The organism is Paenibacillus amylolyticus, from assembly GCF_036894225.1.
GTDB classification, from domain to species: domain Bacteria; phylum Bacillota; class Bacilli; order Paenibacillales; family Paenibacillaceae; genus Paenibacillus; species Paenibacillus amylolyticus.
Window position 1 is genome coordinate 1,825,912 of the sequence record NZ_CP145892.1, and the last position, 23,426, is coordinate 1,849,337.

33 protein-coding genes are annotated in these 23,426 nt (G+C 42.3%); all 33 read left to right on the top strand.

What is annotated here, in order from left to right; translation table 11 throughout:
• Positions 1–201: 201 nt before the first annotated feature.
• The 33 genes from V6668_RS08240 (at position 202) to V6668_RS08400 (ending at position 23,348) form a co-directional block, all read left to right on the top strand.
• Positions 202–1,215 (top strand): phosphodiester glycosidase family protein, encoded by a 1,014-nt coding sequence (locus V6668_RS08240; protein ID WP_051447167.1) that lies wholly within the window; start codon positions 202–204, stop codon positions 1,213–1,215.
• Positions 1,212–2,225 carry a bifunctional glycosyltransferase family 2/GtrA family protein gene (locus tag V6668_RS08245; protein WP_338708127.1) on the top strand — a complete coding sequence of 338 codons (1,014 nt, stop codon included), beginning with the start codon at positions 1,212–1,214 and terminating at the stop codon, positions 2,223–2,225. Before V6668_RS08240 ends, V6668_RS08245 begins: the two co-directional genes overlap by 4 nt.
• 127 nt (positions 2,226–2,352) lie before the next feature.
• On the top strand, positions 2,353–2,613 hold the full coding sequence (locus tag V6668_RS08250; RefSeq protein ID WP_076252634.1) for a DUF962 domain-containing protein: 261 nt from the start codon (positions 2,353–2,355) through the stop codon (positions 2,611–2,613).
• Positions 2,614–2,634: 21 nt separating this feature from the next.
• On the top strand, positions 2,635–3,345 hold the full coding sequence (locus V6668_RS08255) for an AAA family ATPase (RefSeq protein ID WP_036611058.1): 711 nt from the start codon (positions 2,635–2,637) through the stop codon (positions 3,343–3,345).
• 67 nt (positions 3,346–3,412) lie between these two features.
• On the top strand, positions 3,413–3,907 hold the full coding sequence (locus V6668_RS08260) for a cysteine hydrolase family protein (RefSeq protein WP_036610433.1): 495 nt from the start codon (positions 3,413–3,415) through the stop codon (positions 3,905–3,907).
• A 443-nt stretch (positions 3,908–4,350) separates the two neighbouring features.
• Positions 4,351–4,872: a GNAT family N-acetyltransferase gene (locus tag V6668_RS08265; RefSeq protein WP_235200763.1), complete on the top strand. Its 522-nt coding sequence runs from the start codon at positions 4,351–4,353 to the stop codon at positions 4,870–4,872.
• Positions 4,873–4,926: 54 nt separating this feature from the next.
• Positions 4,927–5,307, top strand: coding sequence for a hypothetical protein (locus tag V6668_RS08270; protein ID WP_338708128.1), 381 nt, complete (start codon positions 4,927–4,929; stop codon positions 5,305–5,307).
• Between the two features lie 305 nt (positions 5,308–5,612).
• Positions 5,613–8,333, top strand: a complete 2,721-nt coding sequence (locus tag V6668_RS08275) for a YDG domain-containing protein (RefSeq protein WP_338708129.1) — start codon at positions 5,613–5,615, stop codon at positions 8,331–8,333.
• Positions 8,334–8,570: 237 nt separating this feature from the next.
• Positions 8,571–9,053, top strand: coding sequence for a hypothetical protein (locus V6668_RS08280; protein WP_338708130.1), 483 nt, complete (start codon positions 8,571–8,573; stop codon positions 9,051–9,053).
• A gap of 100 nt (positions 9,054–9,153) precedes the next feature.
• Entirely contained in the window at positions 9,154–9,459 is a 306-nt protein-coding gene (locus V6668_RS08285; RefSeq protein WP_338708131.1) for a hypothetical protein, read from the top strand.
• Between the two features lie 48 nt (positions 9,460–9,507).
• Positions 9,508–10,152, top strand: coding sequence for a hypothetical protein (locus V6668_RS08290; RefSeq protein ID WP_338708132.1), 645 nt, complete (start codon positions 9,508–9,510; stop codon positions 10,150–10,152).
• 126 nt (positions 10,153–10,278) lie between these two features.
• Positions 10,279–10,731, top strand: a complete 453-nt coding sequence (locus V6668_RS08295) for a hypothetical protein (protein WP_076318228.1) — start codon at positions 10,279–10,281, stop codon at positions 10,729–10,731.
• Between the two features lie 31 nt (positions 10,732–10,762).
• Complete coding sequence (locus V6668_RS08300) at positions 10,763–11,266, top strand: DUF4188 domain-containing protein (protein ID WP_338708133.1); 504 nt, start codon at positions 10,763–10,765, stop codon at positions 11,264–11,266.
• A 24-nt stretch (positions 11,267–11,290) separates the two neighbouring features.
• Positions 11,291–11,791, top strand: a complete 501-nt coding sequence (locus tag V6668_RS08305) for a hypothetical protein (protein WP_338708134.1) — start codon at positions 11,291–11,293, stop codon at positions 11,789–11,791.
• 171 nt (positions 11,792–11,962) lie between these two features.
• A complete protein-coding gene (locus V6668_RS08310; RefSeq protein WP_047842163.1) occupies positions 11,963–12,409 on the top strand; it encodes a LytTR family DNA-binding domain-containing protein in 447 nt (148 codons plus the stop codon).
• Positions 12,406–12,816, top strand: a complete 411-nt coding sequence (locus V6668_RS08315) for a hypothetical protein (protein ID WP_076252609.1) — start codon at positions 12,406–12,408, stop codon at positions 12,814–12,816. Before V6668_RS08310 ends, V6668_RS08315 begins: the two co-directional genes overlap by 4 nt.
• Before the next feature lie 163 nt (positions 12,817–12,979).
• On the top strand, positions 12,980–13,372 hold the full coding sequence (locus V6668_RS08320) for a hypothetical protein (protein ID WP_338708135.1): 393 nt from the start codon (positions 12,980–12,982) through the stop codon (positions 13,370–13,372).
• Between the two features lie 5 nt (positions 13,373–13,377).
• Positions 13,378–13,725, top strand: a complete 348-nt coding sequence (locus tag V6668_RS08325; protein WP_338708136.1) for a hypothetical protein — start codon at positions 13,378–13,380, stop codon at positions 13,723–13,725.
• Positions 13,726–14,015: 290 nt separating this feature from the next.
• Positions 14,016–14,468, top strand: coding sequence for a hypothetical protein (locus V6668_RS08330; protein WP_338708137.1), 453 nt, complete (start codon positions 14,016–14,018; stop codon positions 14,466–14,468).
• A gap of 59 nt (positions 14,469–14,527) precedes the next feature.
• Entirely contained in the window at positions 14,528–15,370 is an 843-nt protein-coding gene (locus V6668_RS08335) for a hypothetical protein (protein ID WP_338708138.1), read from the top strand.
• A 208-nt stretch (positions 15,371–15,578) separates the two neighbouring features.
• A complete protein-coding gene (locus V6668_RS08340; RefSeq protein WP_338708139.1) occupies positions 15,579–16,082 on the top strand; it encodes an NUDIX hydrolase in 504 nt (167 codons plus the stop codon).
• Between the two features lie 14 nt (positions 16,083–16,096).
• Complete coding sequence (locus tag V6668_RS08345) at positions 16,097–16,666, top strand: phosphoglycerate mutase family protein (RefSeq protein WP_338708140.1); 570 nt, start codon at positions 16,097–16,099, stop codon at positions 16,664–16,666.
• A gap of 93 nt (positions 16,667–16,759) precedes the next feature.
• Positions 16,760–17,275 (top strand): nucleoside deaminase, encoded by a 516-nt coding sequence (locus V6668_RS08350; RefSeq protein ID WP_338708141.1) that lies wholly within the window; start codon positions 16,760–16,762, stop codon positions 17,273–17,275.
• Between the two features lie 26 nt (positions 17,276–17,301).
• Entirely contained in the window at positions 17,302–17,844 is a 543-nt protein-coding gene (locus tag V6668_RS08355; RefSeq protein ID WP_076252595.1) for a GNAT family N-acetyltransferase, read from the top strand.
• A gap of 77 nt (positions 17,845–17,921) precedes the next feature.
• Positions 17,922–18,815, top strand: a complete 894-nt coding sequence (locus V6668_RS08360; protein WP_338708142.1) for a PhzF family phenazine biosynthesis isomerase — start codon at positions 17,922–17,924, stop codon at positions 18,813–18,815.
• A 40-nt stretch (positions 18,816–18,855) separates the two neighbouring features.
• The gene (locus V6668_RS08365; protein WP_338708143.1) at positions 18,856–19,308 is read left to right on the top strand and encodes a GNAT family N-acetyltransferase; all 453 of its coding nucleotides are present in this window, start codon (positions 18,856–18,858) and stop codon (positions 19,306–19,308) included.
• Between the two features lie 53 nt (positions 19,309–19,361).
• Positions 19,362–20,201 (top strand): GNAT family N-acetyltransferase, encoded by an 840-nt coding sequence (locus tag V6668_RS08370; protein WP_338708144.1) that lies wholly within the window; start codon positions 19,362–19,364, stop codon positions 20,199–20,201.
• 31 nt (positions 20,202–20,232) lie between these two features.
• Positions 20,233–20,823, top strand: coding sequence for an HD domain-containing protein (locus V6668_RS08375; RefSeq protein WP_338708145.1), 591 nt, complete (start codon positions 20,233–20,235; stop codon positions 20,821–20,823).
• Between the two features lie 58 nt (positions 20,824–20,881).
• Positions 20,882–21,325 (top strand): NUDIX hydrolase, encoded by a 444-nt coding sequence (locus V6668_RS08380; RefSeq protein ID WP_422395247.1) that lies wholly within the window; start codon positions 20,882–20,884, stop codon positions 21,323–21,325.
• A gap of 174 nt (positions 21,326–21,499) precedes the next feature.
• A complete protein-coding gene (locus V6668_RS08385) occupies positions 21,500–21,643 on the top strand; it encodes a hypothetical protein (RefSeq protein ID WP_338708146.1) in 144 nt (47 codons plus the stop codon).
• A gap of 107 nt (positions 21,644–21,750) precedes the next feature.
• Entirely contained in the window at positions 21,751–22,530 is a 780-nt protein-coding gene (locus V6668_RS08390) for a hypothetical protein (protein WP_338708147.1), read from the top strand.
• A 136-nt stretch (positions 22,531–22,666) separates the two neighbouring features.
• On the top strand, positions 22,667–22,807 hold the full coding sequence (locus V6668_RS08395) for a hypothetical protein (protein WP_338708148.1): 141 nt from the start codon (positions 22,667–22,669) through the stop codon (positions 22,805–22,807).
• A gap of 76 nt (positions 22,808–22,883) precedes the next feature.
• The gene (locus tag V6668_RS08400; protein ID WP_338708149.1) at positions 22,884–23,348 is read left to right on the top strand and encodes a hypothetical protein; all 465 of its coding nucleotides are present in this window, start codon (positions 22,884–22,886) and stop codon (positions 23,346–23,348) included.
• Positions 23,349–23,426 lie beyond the last annotated feature (78 nt).

Consider the following 23,426-nt stretch of genomic DNA (forward strand, 5'->3'; position numbering starts at 1 on the left):
CATCGGAAGCCTACGCTATCCCCGGATTTTCCCCTTTAGAAAAGAGAATTAAAAAAATCTGGGGGTAACAGCGATTGGAAGGTTGTTCTGTCATCGTAGTGTCAGTGTGATAATCTCTAGTCCAATTCGTGTAGTTTCAGATTCATTTAAGCTACCCGGCCTAATATGGCCTTAAGACTTAGATGAAGAGGTGAGCTTCACATGATGAAGATTGATGAGAAACCAACCCGGAAAGAACCACATAAAAGGCCGATCTCTCCAAGAAAGCGCAGATGGCTTATCATCACACTTGTCATCGTGCTTGCGGTAGGTGGAATCCTATACAGTCTGGCTGACCGTTACCTGATCCGGCATGTGCAGGTGGTTGTGGAGGATGAGAACACGGCAACGGCAACAACGAACAACGCCAATGATTCCACCAACACTTCAACCACAGCGACTGAGGTGAGTGTAACGTCAGATGATTGGAATTATTCGAGTGATGATATGAAAGTCAGTATTGAAAAGGTACAGACTGGTTCAGGCTCGGATCAGATTACGTATTATGTCGCTGATGTTCAGCTAACGGATGCAAGCAGCCTGCGAACTGCGCTGGCGGACAACAGCTTTGGAACGAACATTACCGAAAATACGTCAGAGATTGCTGCTGCCAATAATGCGATCTTTGCCATTAACGGTGATTATTACGGATTCCGCGACGATGGTGTCATTATCCGAAATGGAACGTTGTACCGGGACAGCCCAACGCGGGATGCACTTGCCCTGTTCAACGATGGTACGATGAAAACATATAACGAGAACGAGATTACTTCCTCGGAATTGCTGGCCGAAGGTGCAACCAACACACTATCTTTTGGGCCAATTCTGATTCAGGATGGCGAGATCGTCAGTGATTTTAGCAGTGTAAAAATCGATAACAACTTCGGTAACCGCTCCATCCAGGATACCAATCCAAGAACAGCGATCGGCATGATTGCTCCGAATCATTACGTCTTTGTGGTGGTGGACGGACGGCAGGACAACAGCCGTGGCATGACCTTGGCAGAACTGGCTGATGTCATGAAAGGTCTGGGAGCAACCGAAGCCTACAACTTGGACGGCGGGGGTTCATCCACGATGTATTTTATGGGCAGAGTTGTCAATAATCCGCTGGGGCGTAATCAGGAACGTGGCGTAAGTGACATTTTATATCTGACGGAGGGACAAGGATCATGACGATATTAATTCCATCATATGAACCAGATGTGCGTTTACTGAATCTCGTTTTGCAACTGCAAACCTTTAAACTTGGACCCATTGTGATTGTGGATGATGGCAGTGGCCCCGGTTACCGTGGAATTTTTGAAACGGCAGAAGCGTATGGCTGTACGGTCCTGACACATCCCATCAATCTGGGTAAGGGCAGGGCCTTGAAGACTGGCTTTCAGTATATTAAGGAGTATGGACCTCAGGGCGGTATAGTGTGCGCAGATAGTGACGGACAGCATCTGCCACATGATATTAAGCGTATCTTCGAAGTGCTACTCGCACAAAGCACACCAGGAATTGTACTCGGCAGCCGTCGCTTCAGTGGTAAAATTCCAGCACGTAGCCGGTTTGGCAATACAGTCACAAGGGCGGTCTTTTCCCTCACAACAGGTACCAAAGTATATGACACGCAGACCGGTCTACGCGGTTTTCCCTACTCCATGCTGGACTGGCTGAACCAGATTCCCGGGGATCGGTTTGAATATGAGATGAACATGTTGTTAACGGCACACAAGGAAGGGTATGAGATTACGGAGGAGTTTATTGATACGGTGTATCTGGATCACAATGAGTCCTCCCATTTCCGCCCACTGGTAGATTCGTTCCGGATCTATATGCCAATCCTGATGTTCAGCACATCTTCGGTGCTATCGGCACTGATTGATTTTGGATTACTGTTCGTTATTCAGTATTTCACGCATAATCTGTTTCTGTCGGTTGTTGCAGCAAGACTGTGCAGCTCCATCTTCAACTATACGATTAATCGGAAGTACGTGTTCTCCGCAGGGCGAACCTCTAAGGTTCGGCAGTCTTTGCCCAAATATTTCTCACTTGTCCTACTGGTGCTGTTATTAAACTACACTTTATTGTATTTTTATAATGAAAAACTAATAATCCCGCTGCTCGCAGCTAAGCTGCTGACCGAGGTATCCATCTTTGTATTCAGCTATTGGGCACAGCGCAGATTTGTCTATTAACTTTGAAGAGAGAGTAAGCCTATGGCTTGCTCTTTTTTGGTTGAAACGGTTTCATATGTACCCTGAAATAGGTTACGATGGAGTGGGAAATAAGGAGCCTTATTTTATGTGAAATGGATGTGGGCTGATGTTGAATCGTGTGCGCAAGGACTTGCGTTATTACCTTCAGGAGCATCAGGATCGGAAAAACCGCATTTTGCATTACTTCGCGTTTTTGTCGGCGTTTGTGGCATGGATTTTTTTGTTTATTGATATCAAAGTCACGCTCCTACTCGCTGTAACCCATTACGCTTTATCCTGGATGGGGCACTTCTATTATGAAGGCAATAAACCCGCAGCTTTTCGTTATCCTCATAATTGTAAATATTCTTTAGTTGAACTTATATAAAATAAATATGGGAGGATGATTATGTATCTTCGAAGTGTGGAACTCCTGTCGGCCAAGATCGAGAATCGGAACCAATATCCTTTTGACATCCCCGCGATCCGGTCCTTGGAACGATTGGAGCTCACGAATAACGTTACTTTTTTTGTAGGTGAAAATGGTTCAGGGAAATCTACGCTGCTCGAAGGCATCGCTCATCAATGTGGATTCAATACCGCAGGGGGCGGCAGGAATAATACCTATGAGACACATGCTTCAGAATCCTCGCTCGGGAATTATCTCAGGCTGGCCTGGTTGCCCAAAATAACGAATGGCTTCTTCATGCGCTCAGAATCATTCTATCAATTCGCATCACATGTCGATGAGATGCCGGCATCGCTTCAATATTATGGCGGGCGTTCATTACATGAACAATCACATGGAGAGTCTTTTCTCAGTCTGTTCGTCAATCGCTTCAGTTCCAAAGGCATCTATCTGCTTGATGAGCCCGAAGCCGCTTTATCTCCAGCTAGGCAGCTCTCCTTATTGCGTATCCTTCATGATCTGTCGGGCACTTCACAATTCATTATTGCGACCCACTCACCCATTTTGCTGGGATATCCGGGGGCAGAGATTTTAAGTTTTGACGATAGCCATATTCAAGAGGTAGCCTACGAGGAGACCGATCATTATCAGATTACTCGCAGCTTTCTGGAGAACCGCGACCGGATGCTGAATGAATTATTTAAAGATTAAGTTCTCAGTTTAACAAGGGAAGTTACTCAACCATGCGGCGTGAAATTTATTTATGAGGAGAGATTGGATGAAAGTAGGTTTGCTGATTGTTGATATGCAAGAGAGTATTGTGCGGAAAAAGATGGATCAGACTTCGATAGACCATGCCTGTGAGTACATTAACCATGTGGCTAATGTGCTGCGCTCGAATGATCATACGGTCGTTCACGTGCAGGATGTGGAGGGCATGGAGGAGGCAGCGTCAGATGAGTATCGCATCATTCCCGAGGTGGATGTGAATGAGAAGGATCTCACCGTTACCAAGGAAGCCTCCAATGCCTTCTGGCAAACTGACTTGGAGCAGGTGTTGAAGAGTCATGGAATTGAATTGGTGATCATCGCCGGGTTTGCCGCAGAGGAATGTGTTCTATTCACCTACAACGGAGCGATGGAGCGAGGTTTCCGGCCGGTGATGTTGCAAAATGGAATTCTTAGCACCCATCCCGAAGCGGTGGCTTCAATGTACAGAGATCGCAATGTGATCTCATATCCTGTGGTTGATTATCTATATAAGTTCAACTAAAGAGGTTTACACTGAGCACTCCAATGACAGAACAACCTTCCGATCGCTGTTATCCCCAGATTTTTTTGATTCCCTTTTTAAAGGGGGAAATCCGGTGCTAAAGGCGAACGCTCCGCTTCTTCAGGTTATTTCTGTCCTCTCCGTTTTTATGTAAAAAGTTTAGTTGAACCTATATAATTCGATAATTATTAGCTAAGTGCTAATGGATATCTGGTGAAAAATAAAGACAAGACCAATAATCGGACTCTTTAGGGAGTCTTTTTTTGTCCAAATGTTCATGTCCACTGTGAAAGTAAGGTTACTCCATGGTTTAAACCAAACTTTGCCTATATCTGCTGTGGTTGAAAGAATATATTGAGAACAGGGCACAGCAAACTCGTTGTGGAGATCGGTAATGTCATGTATGGACCACTAGCCAACTCATTAACTAAGGGAGATGTGCAATGAAGATGAATGTACAAATTACGAGTATTTTGGCAGAACAAAAGGAATTGTTCCTCAACCTGTACAACTTGTACTTATATGATCTGTCCGAATTTTCTGGCGAGGATCTACTAGAAGAGGGGAAATATGATCCAACGAACACCTATCTATATCTGGAACGCGATGAATTACATCCGTTTTTGATTCAGTATGAAGGAAAGGTTATTGGATTCGTACTGGTCTGCTCACCTCCATATGTGCCGGAAGGTGTGGATTATACCGTGCAAGAGCTGTTCTTGGTCAAAAAATATCGCGGACAGGGGCTGGCAGCACAAACGGTTGACTTGGTTTTTGCTCAATTTGAGGGTACATTCAAAGTAGAACAGCTCGCTAACAATGCGACAGCAGTTTCATTCTGGAAAAAATATTATGAGCAACATCAGATTGAATACACTGAGTCTGAATATAACATTGAGATTGACAATATCGCTGGCAGTCACCGGATTTTGTCTCAGACTTTTGTGCGTGAAAGAGAGAAATAATATTTAAATTAGAAGGTGATTAGTTTGTTCATTATCGTAGCAACCAAGGGGAGTTTGAAGTGGATTTCAGGTGTATTTCAGGCAGAAGATGTAGCTAGACAGTACATGGATCTCATACCTGATGAGCTTAAGGCATACCAGAAATTCATTCAGATAGAAAACCTCACATATCCATTTTATATTATAGAGCGTCAGGATTCTCCATTTAGGTATCTTGGTAAAGATGAAGTGATTTCACTTTTTGATAAAACAGATGTGTCAGAGGATGAAGATGAGGTGCACTTCAATATTTACACGATTGATTCAGATTATAGATCGAACAAACCTGGAACAGATTATATGGGAGCACTGAGGCATGATCATGTGACCAATGAATCTATAGAGATGTACCGAGAAGAAGGAACAGCGTTTCTGAGTAGACGAAGGATTTTATGAATGTGAGAATTGAGGAAACTAGTGATTCAGCATTTTAGTTTACTACCTAATTTAATAAACGAGGATACCTATGGATACGACAACGAGGTGTCCTTTTTTTTGTTATATTTCAGTTCTGATGTGATAGGGAGGAGTAGAAAAAATGTATACTGTATGCACCGAAAGTTGGGCTCTAAACTCTTTAACAGACTGGGTTTTGTAGCCATATTTCATGGTCAGTATTTTATGTATACTATTGCTGATCTTTGTGATAAGTTGAGCGAGTAAGATCCAGTAATCATACTATGAGTGAGAGGACTAATATCATGAATTGTGCTAAAAAGCTTGTGACCACTCTATTGATTACAGTTATGTTGTTTTCATCGTTTAATGTAGTATTGGGTGCCGCCGAATCTTCGGCATCAGACATCGAGGGAAACTGGGCAGAAAGCCAAATTACGAAATGGATCGACAAAGGTTTTATTCATGGTTATGAAGATGGCAGCTTTAAACCGAACAATACCATAACAAGAGCAGAGTTTTTCTCATTGGTTAATCGTTCATATGGATTTACTGAAACAGCATCTGTATCCTTCAAGGATGTTACTTCATCTAACTGGGCATATGCTGAGGTTTCCAAGGCTGTAAAAGCTGGATACATAAAGGGTTATAGGGACGGTACAATCGGTGCCAATAAACCCATTACTAGACAAGAAGTTGCAGTTATTATCAATGATCTTCTGGATCTATCGAATGAAGCTAGTACTGGAAATCACTTTACGGATTCCAATATGATAGCCTTATGGGCTAAAAATTCGGTAGATGCTATAGTGGCTAAAGGGATTTTACAGGGCTACGATAATAACTTCAATCCGAATAAACCGATCACTCGTGCTGAAGCAGTCGTTGCGCTGGATCGTTCAGTGAATGCAAGAGCAACGGATTACAGCTTAGCTGGAACATATGGCCCTGAGGCGGGGACGCAGACCATTGATGGGGATGTGCTCATTAGCACGGCTGGGGTTACATTGAAGAATATGATCATCAAAGGAAACCTATTATTTAGTGAAGGTATCCAAGAAGGAGATGTACACCTTACGAATGTTACGATTAAAGGTGTGACACGGGTAGAGGGTGGGGGCGTTAGTACCATCTATTTAAAAAATACCGTAACATCTACCCTTATTGTTGATAAGAAAAAAGGACCCGTTCTCATTATTGTAGAAGGTTCAACGACAGTTGGAGAAGTAACCATTCACTCCCCTGCTACGCTACAAGAAACGGATATTACGGGGAATGGCTTCGGCAAGATTACATTATCCGAGCGGTTACCTGCGGGTTCAAAAGTAGGTTTGAAAGGAACATTTGATTCCTTAATCATTAAAGGCAGTGGGGTTCAGGTGGATATTCCTGAAGGCCGTATTAAGGACGTTATCGTAGCAGTTACAGCAACGGGGACGACTCTTAACTTAGGCACGGATGCAACGATTGTAAACCTTTTCTTAGATGCAGTCGCTAAAATTCTAGGCACGGGTACTATTGAAAAGGTGACGCTGAGTTCCGTTGCTAAAGGTGGTACGACTTTTGAAACTACAATTCGACTGTTGGATAAAGTCATAAATACAGTGACTCCAGCTACTCCAACTGCTCCTGTGACTTCACCTTCCACTGGAGGAACGGATACAACCGCTCCTACTCTGTCCAATGTAACGAGTGGTCATATTGCAGGTGGAGATCCTGTGGTGGGTAGAAGCAATGAAAATGGGTATCTGTATTTGGTTCCTTCCGCAACACCAAAAACAATCACTAGTCTAAACCAATCTGTTGCAGGGTTGTTTGGCAAGAAGCAGTCGGTGACAGCAAACGTAGATACGACAATGAGTACAGCGGGTTTAGTGTCAGGTACGTATGTCTTATATGCCGTTGATCTCGCGAACAATATATCGATGGCTTCGGCAGAGATCATTATTGGTACAAATCAGTTAACCGTTTCGGCTCCAGTACTCTCAACCGAGAAAATGTACGATGGAACGTCTTCGGCTACAGTAATAGCAGATTCACTAACCGGGGTTGCTGCTGGAGACCATGTAACCGTAAGTGCAGCAGCCACCTACAATGATGCAATAATAGGCACAGGTAAAACAATCACTGTAGTTTATACGTTAGGCGGAGCAGATGCAGCCAAGTATATTGCGCCTTCAAACTATACAACCCAGACAGGGGCCATTACAGCCGCACAGTTGACGATCGGGGAGCCGATGTTGACTGTTATTGAGAAGACAGATGGAGATTCATCGGTAGTCGTATCTTCAGGTTCCTTAGTTGGGGTTGTTCCAGGTGAGGATGTGACCGTGAGTGCAGATGCGGTATATGATACAACTTCCCGGCCTAATTCGGCGCTTGTAACTGTGGCTTACACAATAGCTGGTACGGATAGTGGCAAATATATTGCTCCAGCTAATAATACGAACTACACTGTTTATGTACAATTTAGTGTGGATACGGGAACGATTATAGATTTGATCACCACTTCCAAAGTGTATGATGGAACCTTAGCAACAACTGCACTAGCGGGTTCTAGAGTTGGATCTTGTGGAGTAGATGAACAAGGCATTTGTCCTGGGGATGACGTAACGGTTAGTGCTTCAGGAGTCTATGATAATGAAAATGTAGGAACAAATAAGAAGATAACTATATCGTATACTCTATTGGGACCACCTGTAGAAGTAAGGAATTATTCTCCACCAAAGGATATTGAAGTAGTTGGTGTGATCACTGCAAAGCAATTGATGATCACGGATCCGACATTAATACTCTCCAAAGTATATGACGGAACTCTTGCAGCAAATGTAACGGCAGGTGCATTAACTAACGTGATCTCTGGGGATGACGTACAAGTAAATGCTGTAGCGACATACAATAATGCAGCCGTTGGTACCAGTAAAGTAATAACAATTAAGTATACTCTTACAGGGGATGATGCAGGAAATTATATTGCCCCAGCAACGCAGATGGTTGGTACGGGGGAGATTACTGCTACACCCTGATATTTATGTAGAAGACTATTTTCATTAGTGACTTTTCTGATGAAGGTATAGATGCTAATAGAGTCTCCACTGTCGAATAAGACTGTGGAGGCTGTTTTGATTTTCTGAAAAGAGTAGAATATAAATGGTAGAGTTCAATGCTCAAAATGATTTCGCATTTACCAATACATGGGTTATGATGAATTAAGAGGATTGAACAGATATTGAAGCATGGGGAACTGTAACGGAGGTGCGGGTATGTCGAAGCATCATTTTGTTATTGAAAACAAATCGCAAGTAAACGAAGATATCTATACTTTCTATTCTTGGGACTCTAACGGCGTGATACATGGAAATGGATTAACCACAGAGAATCATGCGACCTTGGAAGACGAATTCATTGCGTACATCTATGATTCCCTTTGCTGGTTGGATACATGGAATCCATCTACCTGTATGAGATGTAGTGGACTGAACAACTATGGATTAACCGTTATTGAAGAGCAGGATGTTTTGTTGAAGTTTCATCAACTGATTCGGGCCTGGATGGATCTATTTAGCCATGCGACTGATCCGATCGTTCTTACAGGGCGTTACTGTGTTGATGGAGAAGAACAAAAGGGCTACTACGAGAAACTCGTGTACAACAAAGTTGAATTAATCAACGAATTACATAAGCTTGCGAACATGGCAAAGTATGCTGAGATAAATGGGAAATGCATTGTGCATTTCGGGATATGAAATTTAATTCTTTTATTTAAAGGTGAATAAAAGAATTGCTATAGCTTGTTGTTTTTTTAAAGTCTGTATGAGATTAATATTGTCACTAAGAGGTGTAGGAATGGAAAAAAACAAAATTAAAGCATACCAAACACTAATATACCAAGCCTTTTTAGATATACGTGTGATTGCATCCAAGTTAGCATATCCCTCAGTTGTAGATGTCGAGGATGCTAAAAGAAGTAGTCTGCTCATATTTCATATGACAAACGCTTTTCACAATCTTGCATTATCTCTGGCTGAGAACACAATTTCAAATTGTGAAGATGACTTTTGGAATAGAATAAAGTTTATCAATGAAAAACTTCCTGAGTCGATACAATATAAAGATATATTTAATAGGTTGATCCAAAATTCAGACTGTTAATGTAAATCCATTTCAATAAAGAAGGGAGTTTTTGTATTGCCTTGGCCGATGGTACATTTTGCAATTGCATCCGAATTGATATCCGAGCCATCCCCTGAATTGTTATTGGGAAGCCTTGCTCCTGATTCGATCCATGTAAGAACTAATCTTCGTACAGAAAAGGCAAGAACCCACCTCATGCCAGAGGCAGGAAGATTCGCAACAGACGAAGAACTTAAAGGATTTTTTGAATCCAACAAGAAGTTAGCTTATAGTGATCCCAAATTCCTGCAATATCTGTGCGGTTACATCGCCCATATCTATACGGATCGCGCGTGGACATTCGATATCTATCCTGCATATGAAGTCCATCCCAACGGAAGAAGTGTGTATACACAGGATGTCACAAAGCTGGAGTTTATGATTTTACGGAATTGGAACAGGGCCAACGATTGGTTAAATGAGCTGAATGTGGGAAGAGCATTTGATTTAGGCGGATTGCTGGAATCTGAGGTGTACCAGTATAGAGAAGAGAAACTTGAGTTTTTAGTTAACCCTGACAACGAACCTTTGGGTGATTTAAATATGTTATCCATGGAAGCTATGGAAGAGTTCATACATAAAACGGCGTTAGCGCTAAAAGAATTGTATACAAGTTGGAATGTGTATGAAGATTTACGCAGCAATGAAGGCACTGCACAAATGCGTTTGTGAGTTGCATCCCAAGATTAATGAGATTATTTTAGCTGTAAATGAAGGGAATATTGCGGCACAGCGGTTATATCTGAAAATGGGTTTCCAGTTATTCTGCTTCACAGAATTGCATAAAGGAGGATGACTATGGACATCGTTATGACACTTGAACCGCACGGATGGCTGGATATTCTTGTTCAACCCGATCAGGGAGAACAGATTGAGATTCCGGTTTCTTTTTTGTCGGATGCGGTGGATGAGATAACACGTCAATTCGTTGCATTGCACAAAGGAGCGACGGAGGTAACCATGACCATGCAGACCGAACCTGGAGAATATCGCTTCTGGATCAAGAAACGTTCGCAGATAATCGTTCAATTCATGGTGTATGAGATGAGTGATAACTTTAGCACGGAAGCCGTTACAGAGGGGCGATTGCTTATGTCTGAGGAGTTATCCTTGGTCAAGTTGACTAAGCTATTTTACAGAGAATTAAGCAAATTGAAGGAAATGGGACCGGAGGAATATCACAAACGGTGGAGTTTTGAGTTTCCCTTGAATGCCTATGAGCGGATAGGAAGGGCCGTCCAGATCCGATGAAATCGAATGTTTTGAGAGAAGGAGAGATTACGTGGCGAACATACATAAGGGAAGATACTCCGCTCAGATTGAGGGAGAATTTGTTGTTTTTATCATCGGAATGAGGATCAATCGTCTGTGGGCTATACACAAATGGTTGCCTGTCTTTAAGTCCATGGGACCGATGATTAAAGAACTGTATATGAATCCGGAGACTGGATTTCTGAGTACAGAGTATTTTATAAACTGGCGTGGGGTGACGTTACTACAATACTGGCGCTCGTACGATGAATTGGAGAAATACGCACGGGGCGGATTACACTTGGAAGCTTGGAAAAAATTCAACCGATCCATTGGTACTGACGGAACAGTAGGAATTTATCATGAAACATACAAGGCTCAGTCGGGTTCCTTCGAAACCATATACGCCAACATGCCCAAATTCGGATTAGCTAAAGCGTCTGGACATGTGCCTTCGACAGGCAGTATGGAAACATCCAGACGCAGAATAGGCGGAGAGAATGATCCGGCAGTGGAAGCACCGGAGAATCCTTAAACGTTGAAAAGAAAGGAGCCTGTTATGAAGGCTAAACTTCGACCAGAAGATATATATTCAAAGCAACTTAGCTGGCTGTGTATTGAACCAATGCTTGTTTCGGTACGGGGCAGAGATATGGCAGCCAAAACAGAGATATACCGAATGTTACACGAAGGGCAACAAGCTTTATTTCTGTTCTATTCCTATCACAATCACACGAAAAGTCTGGCAGAATTTTATTGGTTTTCGGCATATAACATCATTGAGATCAAAAGTTGGAATGGAATTAAAAATGGGATGCACTTTTTTCATTTAGATGAGATGGTTAATGTACTTGAACAGATTGAAAGTCTCATTACGGACAAAAATAAAGTGGGTGAAGAGTGGCTTGAGGTGCTGGCCACAGATCTGGATAAGGACCCAATCTTGCTTCAGAGAACAGAGGTGTTATATGCGACCTATCAGACCGTGGCGCAAGCAGCTATTACACATATGAATGAGATAATCCTGCAAAATCAGGAGATGTATCTGGAGGTTGAGTAAGGTTAACGTAGCACCTCCTTATAATAAAAGAACTGCTCCCATGGAGTGGTTCTTTTTAGTATTTATGCAGTACCGATGCAACAAACTTGCAAAATCATGCAACAAAACGCAATACAGTGGGATTGCCGTAACTATGCTTGTAATATGAGTTGTGAGAGGAGGGGCAAACACATGAAAGTCATTTTTGAAGAGGACACGACAGTTGAAAAAAGGTTAGCCAAGGTCATAACCCATCCTGCGGAGAAGTCGAAGTGGGACCGTATTCAGAAGGCAATCTGTGAATCGGAAACTCAATTAACGGTCATCCATGCCAAGAATAATCGCAATATACAGATCCAGTTGAGCTCAGTGGTTGCCTTTGAATCAGAGGATCGGATGTGCTGTGTCCGGGTGATCTCAGGTGAGAGGTACTTGCTTCATAAACGTCTGAAATTTGTAGAAGAGGATCTGGATGACCTTCATTTTGTAAAAATAAATAATCAAACGATCATCAATACGCGGTACATCACCGCATTCTCTGCAACAGACCAAGCTCGAATTAAGGTAGACCTGAGCGATAGCTCCAGTTACTTCGTCAGCCGATTTTATATTAAAAACTTTAGGGGGAAATTATCATGATTACTCAACTTAGAAATTCTTTTTTTCAAGTATTCACTATAATGACGCTATGGATCACGTTCTTGGCTACAATATTCTTTGGTGATCTGCCCATTCAGATGTCCTATTTATGGAACATAGCGGGTATTGCTTTTATTGCAGCTTTGTTGTTTGGAATGATGTATAACATACTGTGGAACTATTTTACGTTAAAACCGGTATGGAATATCGTCATTTCTTCCACATTCAATATTGCAGGAGGTATGGCGATGGTATGGTTATTCTCGGTAGACATGTTCCAATTCATCGCTCCCTGGTTCCCCGGCATGTGGTTATTATCTATCGTGCTACACGTCATCGCTTTTTATTTTTATGCTAGAATGGATAGCAGGAAAAAAGCGGAAGAGTTAAACAACATTCTCAAGTAGGTAAGGGGAACAAATATGAACGAGGAAGAACTGTTGCAGCTGTACGGATTGGAGCCTAGAACCGTATGATTTTGTTAATTTCTCCAACGCGGAATGGGTCTCACACTATAAATAATATTATGGTGTTTGATTCGGATTTATAAGGTATGGAAGGAGGGGGACTATGCCAAGTTTGCATGACAACATCATATTAAGCTACGAAGTTGATTTAGAGAACAAAAGAATCAGGATGCGCACACGTTCGAGTCATGCTGTGCCGAAAAATATGGATGTTATATTCTCTGGTGTAATGGCCCATGCGTTTGATACACCGCTGCATGGCAGCATTATTTTGGATCTGGATGATTGGGATATAGAGCATTTTATCCCTTATAATCGCGAGTTGTTAGAATCGGGGATGGGTCAGGGGTGGCCTGTCAGTTATGATTCCTATGACGAATTGCAAATCCGGCTGATCGAGGAGAAATACAAGTACATGGTGATCTCATCCTCGTATGGATTGAGTGGTTGGGTTTTGGCGAAAAACGTAGAGATTACTGTTCAAGAAACGGGGTGAACGGGATGAAGGGTGAAAACACACAGCATGGTGGCAAGAAGGGCGCAGGACTAAGAACGGGCATTGTTGTTCTTGTTGTTCTGCTCGTTATTCTAGTAATGACCAATCCAAACGAAGAAGATTTTGTTGCGTGGCTCGCAAGTGAACATGACATCCATGCTTCGTATGATGTGATTGATGGCAGGTCGTTTACGCAGACGATCGACGGTGAGGAAAAGAAGCTTCACTATAAAGGCGGACATATAGGGCATATGGGGATTTTTTCAACATACAGTTACCGTTTTGCGGATACTGAAGAAAAGGAGATCCAAATTGTAGCGGCCGGCATAATGAATATGTTATTTGATAGATAGGTAGATTGATTGTGGACGGTTACAAAAGTTCGATGAAAGATCTGCTGATATCCACGCGCTTTGCATGATGTAACTCGTGCAGAGAAGCGTGGTTTTTTGCGCGAGAAGCGATAGAAACAGAGATGGTTAACTTCGTTTATTCGCAAATTCCACATTATGGGTTATGATGTACCTTGAGAGAAAATTTTACATACATAGGAAGTCTCTATTTTAAATAAAATATTTTAAATAAAAGGCATTTAAGGTCTTTACCAGGGGAGTATTATCCATGATTGAATGGAGGGCTGATTATGAAAAAGTTAACCATAGTTTCATTATTATTTCTACTTCTAGTGGCCTGTAAGAACCAGGAAAACACTGAAGATGCACAACAATCATCGACATCCCAAGAGAAGGAAGACATCCCACCAGAGTATCTCGATGAAACAAACTATACAGGGGACAAATTGGAAATCGTCAAACTTATGAATGCTCGTATGCGTTATTTATACGAAGAGGATGAAAAGCGATATATGAATCTTTTTGATCCAAAATCTCCTATATCAAGTATGGGAAGATACAAAGTTCTCAAGGTTACTCCCATGAGCGACATAACTATACAGGAGCAAAGGAAGCTCTTTCAGGCAGTGGTGACGGTTAACGAGTTAAAAGAGAACAATGAAGAGTATAACAATACGATGGTGTTTTGGAAAAAGAAAGAAGATGGCGATTCTGCGCAATGGGTTATTGCAGATATTGATTGATAACATAGTGTCTGACACATGAAAGATCCATATCTTCACACAAAGTAAAGGGTGATGTAATGATGACAAGGCGATTAATACTGATTGAAGGGTTACCGGGTTCAGGCAAGTCAACAGTTGCCAAAATGGTATCCGAAATTTTGATAGGACAAGGCAAGGAGGTACAACTATTTCAAGAAGGGAACCTGGATCACCCTGCTGATTACGAGGGCGTATCTTTTTATTATGCTGGAGACTTCGAGGCTTTATTGAAAACACATGAAGAATACAGAGAGATTCTGGAAAGCAATGCGACTGCTCATGATCAAGGTTTCCTGATTCCATACCGTAAGATGAAAGAGCAATGGGGAATAGAGCTTCCTGATCACATTGTACAGGATATTTTCAGACGAGATATTTACGAAATTCCTTTTGAGCAAAATGTTAAGCTGATCACCGGGAAGTGGCAAGATTTCTCCCAAAACGTGTTAAGCACGAATGATGACTGCATCACGATATTTGAATGTTGTTTTATCCAGAATCCACTAACCATGGGTCTCGTAAAATGCAATCAATCCAAAGAGCAGAATGTGCAGTATGTATTGGAACTGGGGCGTATCATTCATGCTCTGAATCCGCTTCTCATCTATATCGACCAGAAAGATATATCCTATACCTTTGATAAGGCAGTCAGTGAAAGACCAAAAGAATGGTCAGAGGGATTCATTAATTATTATACGAACCAGGGTTTGGGGCAGGCACAGGGTTATCAGGGTGTTGAGGGTACGGTACAGGTTTTGCAGGAAAGAAAGAAGCTGGAGTCCAAAATCTATGGGTTACTTCAAATGGATAAGGTATGGCTGGATAATTCGGATTATGACCGCGAGGCTTGTAGGCACAAGTTAGAAAAGATTCTGCAGTAACCTTAATGAAATACGAATACATACCGGAGGTCAGTTTTATGACATTTTATGGAGTAGCCTTAATTGCAATAACCGCAATCTTAATTATTATAGGTGTTCGAAGCAAACGGAAAGTAATTCTTAGATGGGGCATAGCCAGTTTAATTTTATTGCTCGTACTCATCATTCCCTCATTCATCATGGGATTCATGGACGGATTTGCTGATGGATGGTCAGCGAGATGACCACTGCAGATAACAATAATGTATCGTATGAACAAAATAACAACAAATTCAACTTCCGTGTGGCAGGTATTGTGATGGATGCGGGAAGAGTTCTTTTGCATACGACTGAACAGGATGATTTCTGGAATCTGCCCGGAGGTCGGGTGAAATTAAACGAGACAACAGAAGCGGCTATTATACGAGAAATGATGGAGGAACTGTGTGTTCATGTAGAAGCGCAAAGGCTCGCATATGTTAGTGAAGATTTCTTTGAATATGATGGTCTGAAGTATCATGAAGTTGGCTTTTATTATCTCATCACATTGCCGGAAGCCCATAAGCTATATAGTGAAACTGAATTCAAAGGTTTAGAAGATAACGGTAAGTTAACTTTCCAATGGTTTTCCTTGGACGAACTAGAGCTGATGGAAGTATATCCTGTGTTTTTGAAAAAGGAACTGAGTAACCTTCTTGATGCAAAAGGCATCAAACACTTCATTCAGAAATAGAGGAATAGGTGCCTATGGACATTACATTTATTCGTCATGGTCATGGCGAACACTTGATGGATTACCCAAATCAATTAAATTGTCAGCATCCGGGCCTCACTGAATTGGGGAAAAGTCAGGTTATAGCGTTGCGTAAACAAGTGGTTTTTGCGCCTGAAGACGTCATTTTGATTAGTCCAACGAAACGTACTATTGAAACAGCACAACTCCTAACCCCTAACAAAAATCTTGTGTTCTTCAGCCCACTGGTTGGCCCAAGAATGTTTCCTCAGAATCCAGAGTTTGTTCCTTTCGTCTGTGATCAGATCTATTCCAAGGAAGAGCTCAGCCATCAGTATAGTGACATAAGATTGGTTGAATTGGGGTTCGATTGTTGGGAAGAAAGTATTAATCAGATGGATGCAGATCGGTTCCAGATATTAGCTGAACAGCTTCTTGAGTGGTGCAGGCAACAGGGCGGCAATACGTTTATCATTTCCCATGATGGTACGATATCGAACTACAGAATGGTACTCGGAGAAGAAGGGTTAACCAAAAGTGATTTTCTTGGTGAAGCAGGGCAGTACACGATCAGGAACTTTTAACGATCTAAGGAGATTCCGTCAATCTCTTTTACTACACATTAGACAAGGAATCTGCTTTATAAGCGACTATAACTGCACTTAGGGGGATTTTCAATGAAGTTATCGGATTATGAGTATCTGACTTTGGCTCTGGAAGAAGCAGAACAATCATTTACTGAAGGAACGTATCCGATTGGTGCGATAATCGTGGATGTGGATGGGATTGTCGTGAGTAAAGGCCGGAACCGAGTCTTCTCAGATTGCGACCCCACCGCACATGCTGAGGTGGATGCCATTCGTCGGGCAGGAAAACATTTGCTGGATGTAGAGAAGAAGAAATTCTCGAAGAAGAAAGAATTGACGCTTTATACTACCTGTGAGCCTTGTCCCATGTGTTCGTGCACCATATTAATGTCGGGGATTAAGAAGATTGTATGGGCAGCAGATGATGAAGAATATGGAGGGCTTCGACGTTTCAAGGAAGGGCCTCATTTTATCCATATGTTCGACACGTTATCCTGTGTTGCAGCACCATACCTTGATCTGGAAAATAAACAGAGAGCATTGCTCGCCAAATGGAATATTGGTAGAGGATTGCTTAATACAGAATGGGAGATTCCTAAGAAATGATCTTTTTATAAAGGGGATGAATACACATGGAATTCGTGGGAGAGAAGGTAAGAATAACAACAGTCACAGAGCAGGACCTCGACTTCATATGTCAACTTGAATGTGACACAAATATATGGAGCTTTGAGGAAACTGTTGAAACGGATGAGGAAAAGGTCCGTGAGAAATATGGCAGCCATTTTGCTGTCGCAGATGAGAAACCGTATGCCTATGATTTTGTTATACGCCGCTTGAATGATCCGGAAGATACACCCATTGGTATTGTTCAGATGTGGAGTTATGTGGATTACCGAAAAAGCTGGGAACTTGGATACGGTGTGCTTTCGGAATACGCAGGCAACGGGTATGGGAGCGAGGCTACACATCTTTTGTTACAATTTGCGTTTCAAGAGTTACAAGCTCATAAGGTCGTCGGTATGTGCAATTCACAAAACGTTCGCTCAGCAGCACTGATGAAGCATGTGGGTATGACACGGGAGGCCGTCTACCAGGAAGAACTATGGTGGAACAATCAGTGGACAGACCAGTACTTTTTCTCGATTTTGGATAGAGAATTTAAGTCAGTCTAATAGGTACGGGAGGAAATAAGATGACTACGTTGGTTCTGTTGTGTTTCTCGTAAATTAGGGCAAAGGTGGTTATAACCATGGGGAGAATTACGGTCTATCATTATGATGCTTTCTCTACCGTTCCCGGTCAAGGTAACCCGGCAGGAGTGGTTTTTGATGCTGATCATTTCAGTGAGACGGAGATGCAGCAGATCGCTTATAAGGTTGGTTTTAATGAGACGGTATTTGTGTTGAACTCTGAAGTAGCTGACGTCAGACTACGTTATTTTACACCGGGGCATGAGATTAATCTGTGTGGTCATGCCACAATGGCATCACTGTATGGTTTGAAGACGCGTGGGATGTTGAGTGACAAAGAGTTAATCACGATTGAAACCAATGTAGGTACATTACCCATACGATTTGAGCGCAATGCCGACACCATTTACATGGAAATGAAACAGGATCAGCCGCAGTTTATACCATTCCAGGGGGATATCGAGAAGCTGGTAAGCGCCATCAATCTCACTCTGGATGATGTTGACCTTTCTACGCCAATCGTTTATGGAAGTACAGGAGCCTGGACGTTATTAATCCCGATTCGTGAACTGAACTCCTTTATGAAAATGAAACCGGATTCTTCCCAGTTCCCAGGAATTTTAATTGATAATCCCAAAGCTTCCCTGCATCCCTTTTGTTTCGAAACCCGTGATTTCGATGCGATGATGCATGCCAGACATTTTTCATCACCATACTCTGGTACGACGGAAGATCCTGTGACTGGAACAGCCTCCGGGGTGATGGGTGCCTATTATTTAACCTATGTGAAACCGGAGATTGATGAGATACAGTTTGTGATAGAGCAAGGGCATGAGATTGGAAGAGATGGAAAGGTTCAAGTGAGTGTGATTCGGGATGGTGAGGATATGGATGTCAGAATGAAGGGGACAGCTGTATTTGTGCGTGAACTGAATGTTGAATTGGACATTTGATCATATACGAAAGCAAAAAGGGCGAAGGGAGATTAACATTTTGCAAATTTTTGATATTCGGCAGAAGCCGGACGTGCTGCAAGAAGCAGTACAGTATTTCTGGAAACAATGGGGCTCGGAATCAAGCTTCCATTTCTATCGGGATTGTATAGAGCGTTCTGTGGATACAGAGAGTGATGTACCAAGATTTTATGTGATGTTGGACGGAGACCGAATTATCGGTGGGTGCGCTTTGTTGCGAAGTGATCTGAATAGCAGGCAGGATCTTTTTCCCTGGTTTGCGTGTCTTCATGTTGATCCAGAATATCGGGGCCAGAATCTGGGTGGACAACTTCAGACCCATGCATTAAATGAGGTGAAAGCAAAAGGGTATGACAAGCTGTATTTATGTACTGATCTGACTGATTATTATGAAAAAAATAACTGGGCCTATATCGGCAAAGGATATCTGCTCGATGATGAAGAGACGAGAATCTATGAATATACGATTTGATAGAGGTTACACACGCTTTACGGCTTTGTCTTGAATTCGGGAGGAATGAACCTATGATTACCGAGATTAATAAACATGATTTCCACAAAGTAAAACATCTCACGGACTCGTGTCAGAATATTGAAGTCAAGGCGGTGGCGTCTGGCTTGAACCCGGGACGGATCTATGTAGATGATGCAGAGAATATCACAGCAGCTCTAATTTGGGTACATGGACAATCTGGTTTTCAGTTGATCGGCGACTCTCGAAGTGAGCCCTTTCTGAATGAATTGAAAGAGTACATGCGGGAACGTATTGAACCTGAGTTATTGGACTTACATATGCATGCTGTTGAAATTGGTGTGGTGGACGAAGCCTGGGAAGATTTTCTTCGGCACATCTCCGGGAAAAGAGATATCTCCAGTGATATTCAGCATGTATTCAAGTTGAATCCAAATTCGATAAGTCAGCAAGCACCTCTCGACATATGTGCTTCACAGGACGAGAAAGTCAGAATTCTCAGGATAGATGAAGTACTATTAGGAGAGAAAAGATATAACAATTCTCCATTCCTGAAAGATAAAATCTCTCACTTTTGGAAGACAATAGATGATTTTTTACAACATGGCTTTGGCTATATTGCAGTGCATAACGATGATATCGCGAGTGTTTGCTTTTCGGCATTTATCGCAGATCAGACACATGCGGTTGATATTGAAACGGTTGGAGTCTACAGAAGAAGAAATTATGGTGCGATGGTGGCAAAAGCTTTTGTAGATGAATGCAGTCGTGCAGGCATACATCCGTATTGGGATTGTTCACCGGACAATGCGGGCTCAATTCGTCTGGCACAAGGTGTGGGGATGTCACTCGATTTTAACTATAGAGTTTACTGGTATGATCTATCCACGTAGATGGGTATCGGATAATGAAGGAGGATGTGCTGTGAGCGAATCATTACAGGATCAGATTCACTTTCTCATTGAGATTGATAAACTCAAAACGATTGAACGAAAGACGAGAATTATGCACGGTGAGAGACTTGAAAATGATGCGGAGCATTCCTGGCATCTGGCGATGATGGCCTTGGTTTTGCAGAGTCATGCCAACAAGGATGTGGATATCCTCAAAGTCATTAAGATGCTTCTCGTTCATGATCTGGTCGAGATTGATGCCGGAGATACGTTCGCTTATGATACGGTGGGACACACGGATAAATATGATCGTGAACTCAAAGCAGCTCATCGGCTGTTTGGTATATTGCCTAAGGAACAGGCGGAAGAACTATTCCAATTATGGTTAGAATTTGAAGCAAAGCAGACGCCTGAAGCACAATTTGCCTCATCTCTGGATCGGTTGCAGCCTCTGATCCATAATCATCAGAATGAGGGAGATACGTGGCAGAAATATAACATTACCAGTGATCAGGTATTAAACAGAAACCGTGAGATTGCGAACGGTTCCGAAATATTGTGGGAGTATGCACAGCAGCTTATTCAGAAATCTGTGGATGAGGGAATCTTGACCAAATCATAAGGATACGTTTTAACGTATGCACTCTGAAGATGGGGGAGAAGCACGAATGGGGTATATCATGGAGCTAAGAAAACTGGTGGGCCCGCGTCCTCTAATTATGGCGGGCTCATGTGTACTCGTGTTCAACGAGGAAGGTCACCTGTTGCTACAAAAACGTACAGATAGCTTGGATTGGGGGACACTTGGGGGATCCATGGAACCCGGGGAGTCTTTGGAGGAAACAGCTTCGCGGGAATTGTATGAAGAGGCCGGACTGAGAGCGGAATCGTTCAAACTCATTAGCATTTTTTCAGGTGAGGACATGTACTATCAGTACCCACATGGTGATGAAGTGTACAACGTCATGGCTGTTTATGAAGCTTCAGGCATCAAGGGCAGCCCAACCATTATGGACGACGAAGGGCTGGAACTCCGATATTTTGATCTGAACCAGCCGATCCCTGAGATCAATCCGTTTACGGAATATGTGTTGAAGAAAGCAGGATATATTAGAACTAACTAGCTGTATACCCGATTAACAAACTTCCACCGTTCACTTACGGATGTGGAAGTTTTTTTCGTTTTGAATCAATAAGTACACCGAATGACTTTTACATCCACCATAAAAGTTAACTGAGGAAAAATATGCTAGAATAGGGAGTGGTAGTTTAATAGGTTCATAGGAGGAATAACAATTATGATTACTATACTTCTAATGTTGATTAATGTGTTGTTGTACGGACTGGGTGTGTATGCACTGATCCTGTTTATTAAGCTGGCCCGGCGTGGGATTCAGGCACTGGATATCTACCTGTATGAGAAACGGGGAGAGCGGTTCTAACGTTCACCATCTCACACTCGAACAGAATTATCATTTTTCTCTCAGTGTTTTATCTTTCCTATTCTAGTATGATTAACGCATCATTCCAGTAAAGAGAGGTTCATGACATGGATGCTTTTCTAGAACAAATTAACAAGTTAAACGAGCTTCAGAAAGACTTGGTTAGTCTACATCCTTTGTTTGCAGAACATTATCCAGTGGTTGTAGCCTATGAAGCTTTATTATATATCTATGATTATTCGTCCAAAACGCAGCAATATGAGTGGGTGAAGACAGTACCTGACGATTTATATATTCCAGATGAATGCCTTGCCGCAATGCCGGTGCATCATATGGATGGAAGAATGTGTGCGATTGTAACGGATACAGCGTTCAAAGATCTGGAGCAGAAAGTCTATCTGTTCCACGAATATGTTCATTGCTATGTATATGAGAAATATGATGAACGGATCGTCAACCGTCTCAAGATTAAGCATAAAATGGACGAACTGAAGCGTGTAACATGGGAACTGGATTATGAATTTCCGTACGAAGATAAAATCGTTGTGGAGCGGATTAACTCATTGTTGTCTGCTTTGAAGAGTAAAGACCTGACACAAGTACAGACAGCTAGAAAGGCGTTGTTCACTTCATTAAATGAAGAACAAGCCGAGTATTGGAGCTGGTTTGAGTGGAACGAGGGTTACGCGCGTTATATTGAGAATCTGATTCGGGCAAAATTTGGGCAGGAGAGCAATCATTTTGGAGATACAGCTCCGTTTAATCGTCTAGTATTCTATGAATGTGGGTCGGAATACATTAGTCTGCTTGTGAAGGAGCACCCGGAATACCATACGGATCTCGAGCAGCTGTTTGACCGCATGCAAGTGGAGAGAATTCAGGGATAATCACGCATCTACGGTGAAAAAAAGGTGGAACCTAGCGAAGTTTCACTATTCCAGTGATCTGCGTTGCACCAGTAGGTTATATCGTTTCTTTTCCCAAGTATAGTAGAATACTTCCCGATAAAAGGAGATTAACTCTATGCCGTTACCTATGGTTCATCTCAATATTGCTAATCTGATTGCCGACTCGCTGCAAATGCAAGCTGATCGAGGTTCATTCTATCTGGGGAATATCGCCCCGGATTCCATACATATGCGCGAAGGGTACAACCAGAGATGATAAGGAGTACACCCATTTTAACCCGAAAGATAATGGAGATTACGTTGGTGAACTGAAGGATCTCTACTCATTCTATATGCAACAACTTACCGATGAAGGATGGAAGTGGTTTGTGCGAGGATACTTTATGCATGTGCTGACAGACTATTACTGGTTCCGGAGTGTGCATCCTGAATTCGTAGAACGGGTCAACAAGGTAGATCAATATATAGGCAGTAGCAGATCGAAGGATGAACTAGCACGTTTATATTACCAGGAGACGGACCAGATCGATTTCAATCTCTATCAAGGTTCAAGTTGGAGCGAAGAGGTATGGCAGGTGCTCAACAGTTCACCGGGTTATGACATGACGGATCGGTTAACTGCCGATGAGATTGTACGCTGGCGGGACCACACGTTTTCTTTTCTTAATGGGGAAGAACCAGGAATTACTCCTGAGTTCATCACGGGTGAGAGAGTTCAGGTATTTGTGGAAGAGACCATAGAGCGACTGATCTCTATGTTGTCTTCATGGGACCCGGAGTTACGTAACTTGATATGAATATAGATAGTTAGTGCAGTTGAGTCATTTCATTATATACTGTATTTATTACTTCTCTACTCATTACTAGTTTATTTA

Bases quoted from the DNA above. Each gene is read 5' to 3' on its own strand.
- V6668_RS08240 (WP_051447167.1), top strand. From the start codon at position 202: ATGATGAAGATTGATGAGAAACCAACCCGGAAAGAACCACATAAAAGG.
- V6668_RS08245 (WP_338708127.1), top strand. From the start codon at position 1,212: ATGACGATATTAATTCCATCATATGAACCAGATGTGCGTTTACTGAAT.
- V6668_RS08250 (WP_076252634.1), top strand. From the start codon at position 2,353: ATGTTGAATCGTGTGCGCAAGGACTTGCGTTATTACCTTCAGGAGCAT.
- V6668_RS08255 (WP_036611058.1), top strand. From the start codon at position 2,635: ATGTATCTTCGAAGTGTGGAACTCCTGTCGGCCAAGATCGAGAATCGG.
- V6668_RS08260 (WP_036610433.1), top strand. From the start codon at position 3,413: ATGAAAGTAGGTTTGCTGATTGTTGATATGCAAGAGAGTATTGTGCGG.
- V6668_RS08265 (WP_235200763.1), top strand. From the start codon at position 4,351: ATGAAGATGAATGTACAAATTACGAGTATTTTGGCAGAACAAAAGGAA.
- V6668_RS08275 (WP_338708129.1), top strand. From the start codon at position 5,613: ATGAATTGTGCTAAAAAGCTTGTGACCACTCTATTGATTACAGTTATG.
- V6668_RS08280 (WP_338708130.1), top strand. From the start codon at position 8,571: ATGTCGAAGCATCATTTTGTTATTGAAAACAAATCGCAAGTAAACGAA.
- V6668_RS08285 (WP_338708131.1), top strand. From the start codon at position 9,154: ATGGAAAAAAACAAAATTAAAGCATACCAAACACTAATATACCAAGCC.
- V6668_RS08290 (WP_338708132.1), top strand. From the start codon at position 9,508: ATGGTACATTTTGCAATTGCATCCGAATTGATATCCGAGCCATCCCCT.
- V6668_RS08295 (WP_076318228.1), top strand. From the start codon at position 10,279: ATGGACATCGTTATGACACTTGAACCGCACGGATGGCTGGATATTCTT.
- V6668_RS08305 (WP_338708134.1), top strand. From the start codon at position 11,291: ATGAAGGCTAAACTTCGACCAGAAGATATATATTCAAAGCAACTTAGC.
- V6668_RS08310 (WP_047842163.1), top strand. From the start codon at position 11,963: ATGAAAGTCATTTTTGAAGAGGACACGACAGTTGAAAAAAGGTTAGCC.
- V6668_RS08315 (WP_076252609.1), top strand. From the start codon at position 12,406: ATGATTACTCAACTTAGAAATTCTTTTTTTCAAGTATTCACTATAATG.
- V6668_RS08320 (WP_338708135.1), top strand. From the start codon at position 12,980: ATGCCAAGTTTGCATGACAACATCATATTAAGCTACGAAGTTGATTTA.
- V6668_RS08325 (WP_338708136.1), top strand. From the start codon at position 13,378: ATGAAGGGTGAAAACACACAGCATGGTGGCAAGAAGGGCGCAGGACTA.
- V6668_RS08330 (WP_338708137.1), top strand. From the start codon at position 14,016: ATGAAAAAGTTAACCATAGTTTCATTATTATTTCTACTTCTAGTGGCC.
- V6668_RS08335 (WP_338708138.1), top strand. From the start codon at position 14,528: ATGATGACAAGGCGATTAATACTGATTGAAGGGTTACCGGGTTCAGGC.
- V6668_RS08340 (WP_338708139.1), top strand. From the start codon at position 15,579: ATGGTCAGCGAGATGACCACTGCAGATAACAATAATGTATCGTATGAA.
- V6668_RS08345 (WP_338708140.1), top strand. From the start codon at position 16,097: ATGGACATTACATTTATTCGTCATGGTCATGGCGAACACTTGATGGAT.
- V6668_RS08350 (WP_338708141.1), top strand. From the start codon at position 16,760: ATGAAGTTATCGGATTATGAGTATCTGACTTTGGCTCTGGAAGAAGCA.
- V6668_RS08355 (WP_076252595.1), top strand. From the start codon at position 17,302: ATGGAATTCGTGGGAGAGAAGGTAAGAATAACAACAGTCACAGAGCAG.
- V6668_RS08360 (WP_338708142.1), top strand. From the start codon at position 17,922: ATGGGGAGAATTACGGTCTATCATTATGATGCTTTCTCTACCGTTCCC.
- V6668_RS08370 (WP_338708144.1), top strand. From the start codon at position 19,362: ATGATTACCGAGATTAATAAACATGATTTCCACAAAGTAAAACATCTC.
- V6668_RS08380 (WP_422395247.1), top strand. From the start codon at position 20,882: ATGGAGCTAAGAAAACTGGTGGGCCCGCGTCCTCTAATTATGGCGGGC.
- V6668_RS08385 (WP_338708146.1), top strand. From the start codon at position 21,500: ATGATTACTATACTTCTAATGTTGATTAATGTGTTGTTGTACGGACTG.
- V6668_RS08390 (WP_338708147.1), top strand. From the start codon at position 21,751: ATGGATGCTTTTCTAGAACAAATTAACAAGTTAAACGAGCTTCAGAAA.
- V6668_RS08395 (WP_338708148.1), top strand. From the start codon at position 22,667: ATGCCGTTACCTATGGTTCATCTCAATATTGCTAATCTGATTGCCGAC.
- V6668_RS08400 (WP_338708149.1), top strand. From the start codon at position 22,884: ATGCAACAACTTACCGATGAAGGATGGAAGTGGTTTGTGCGAGGATAC.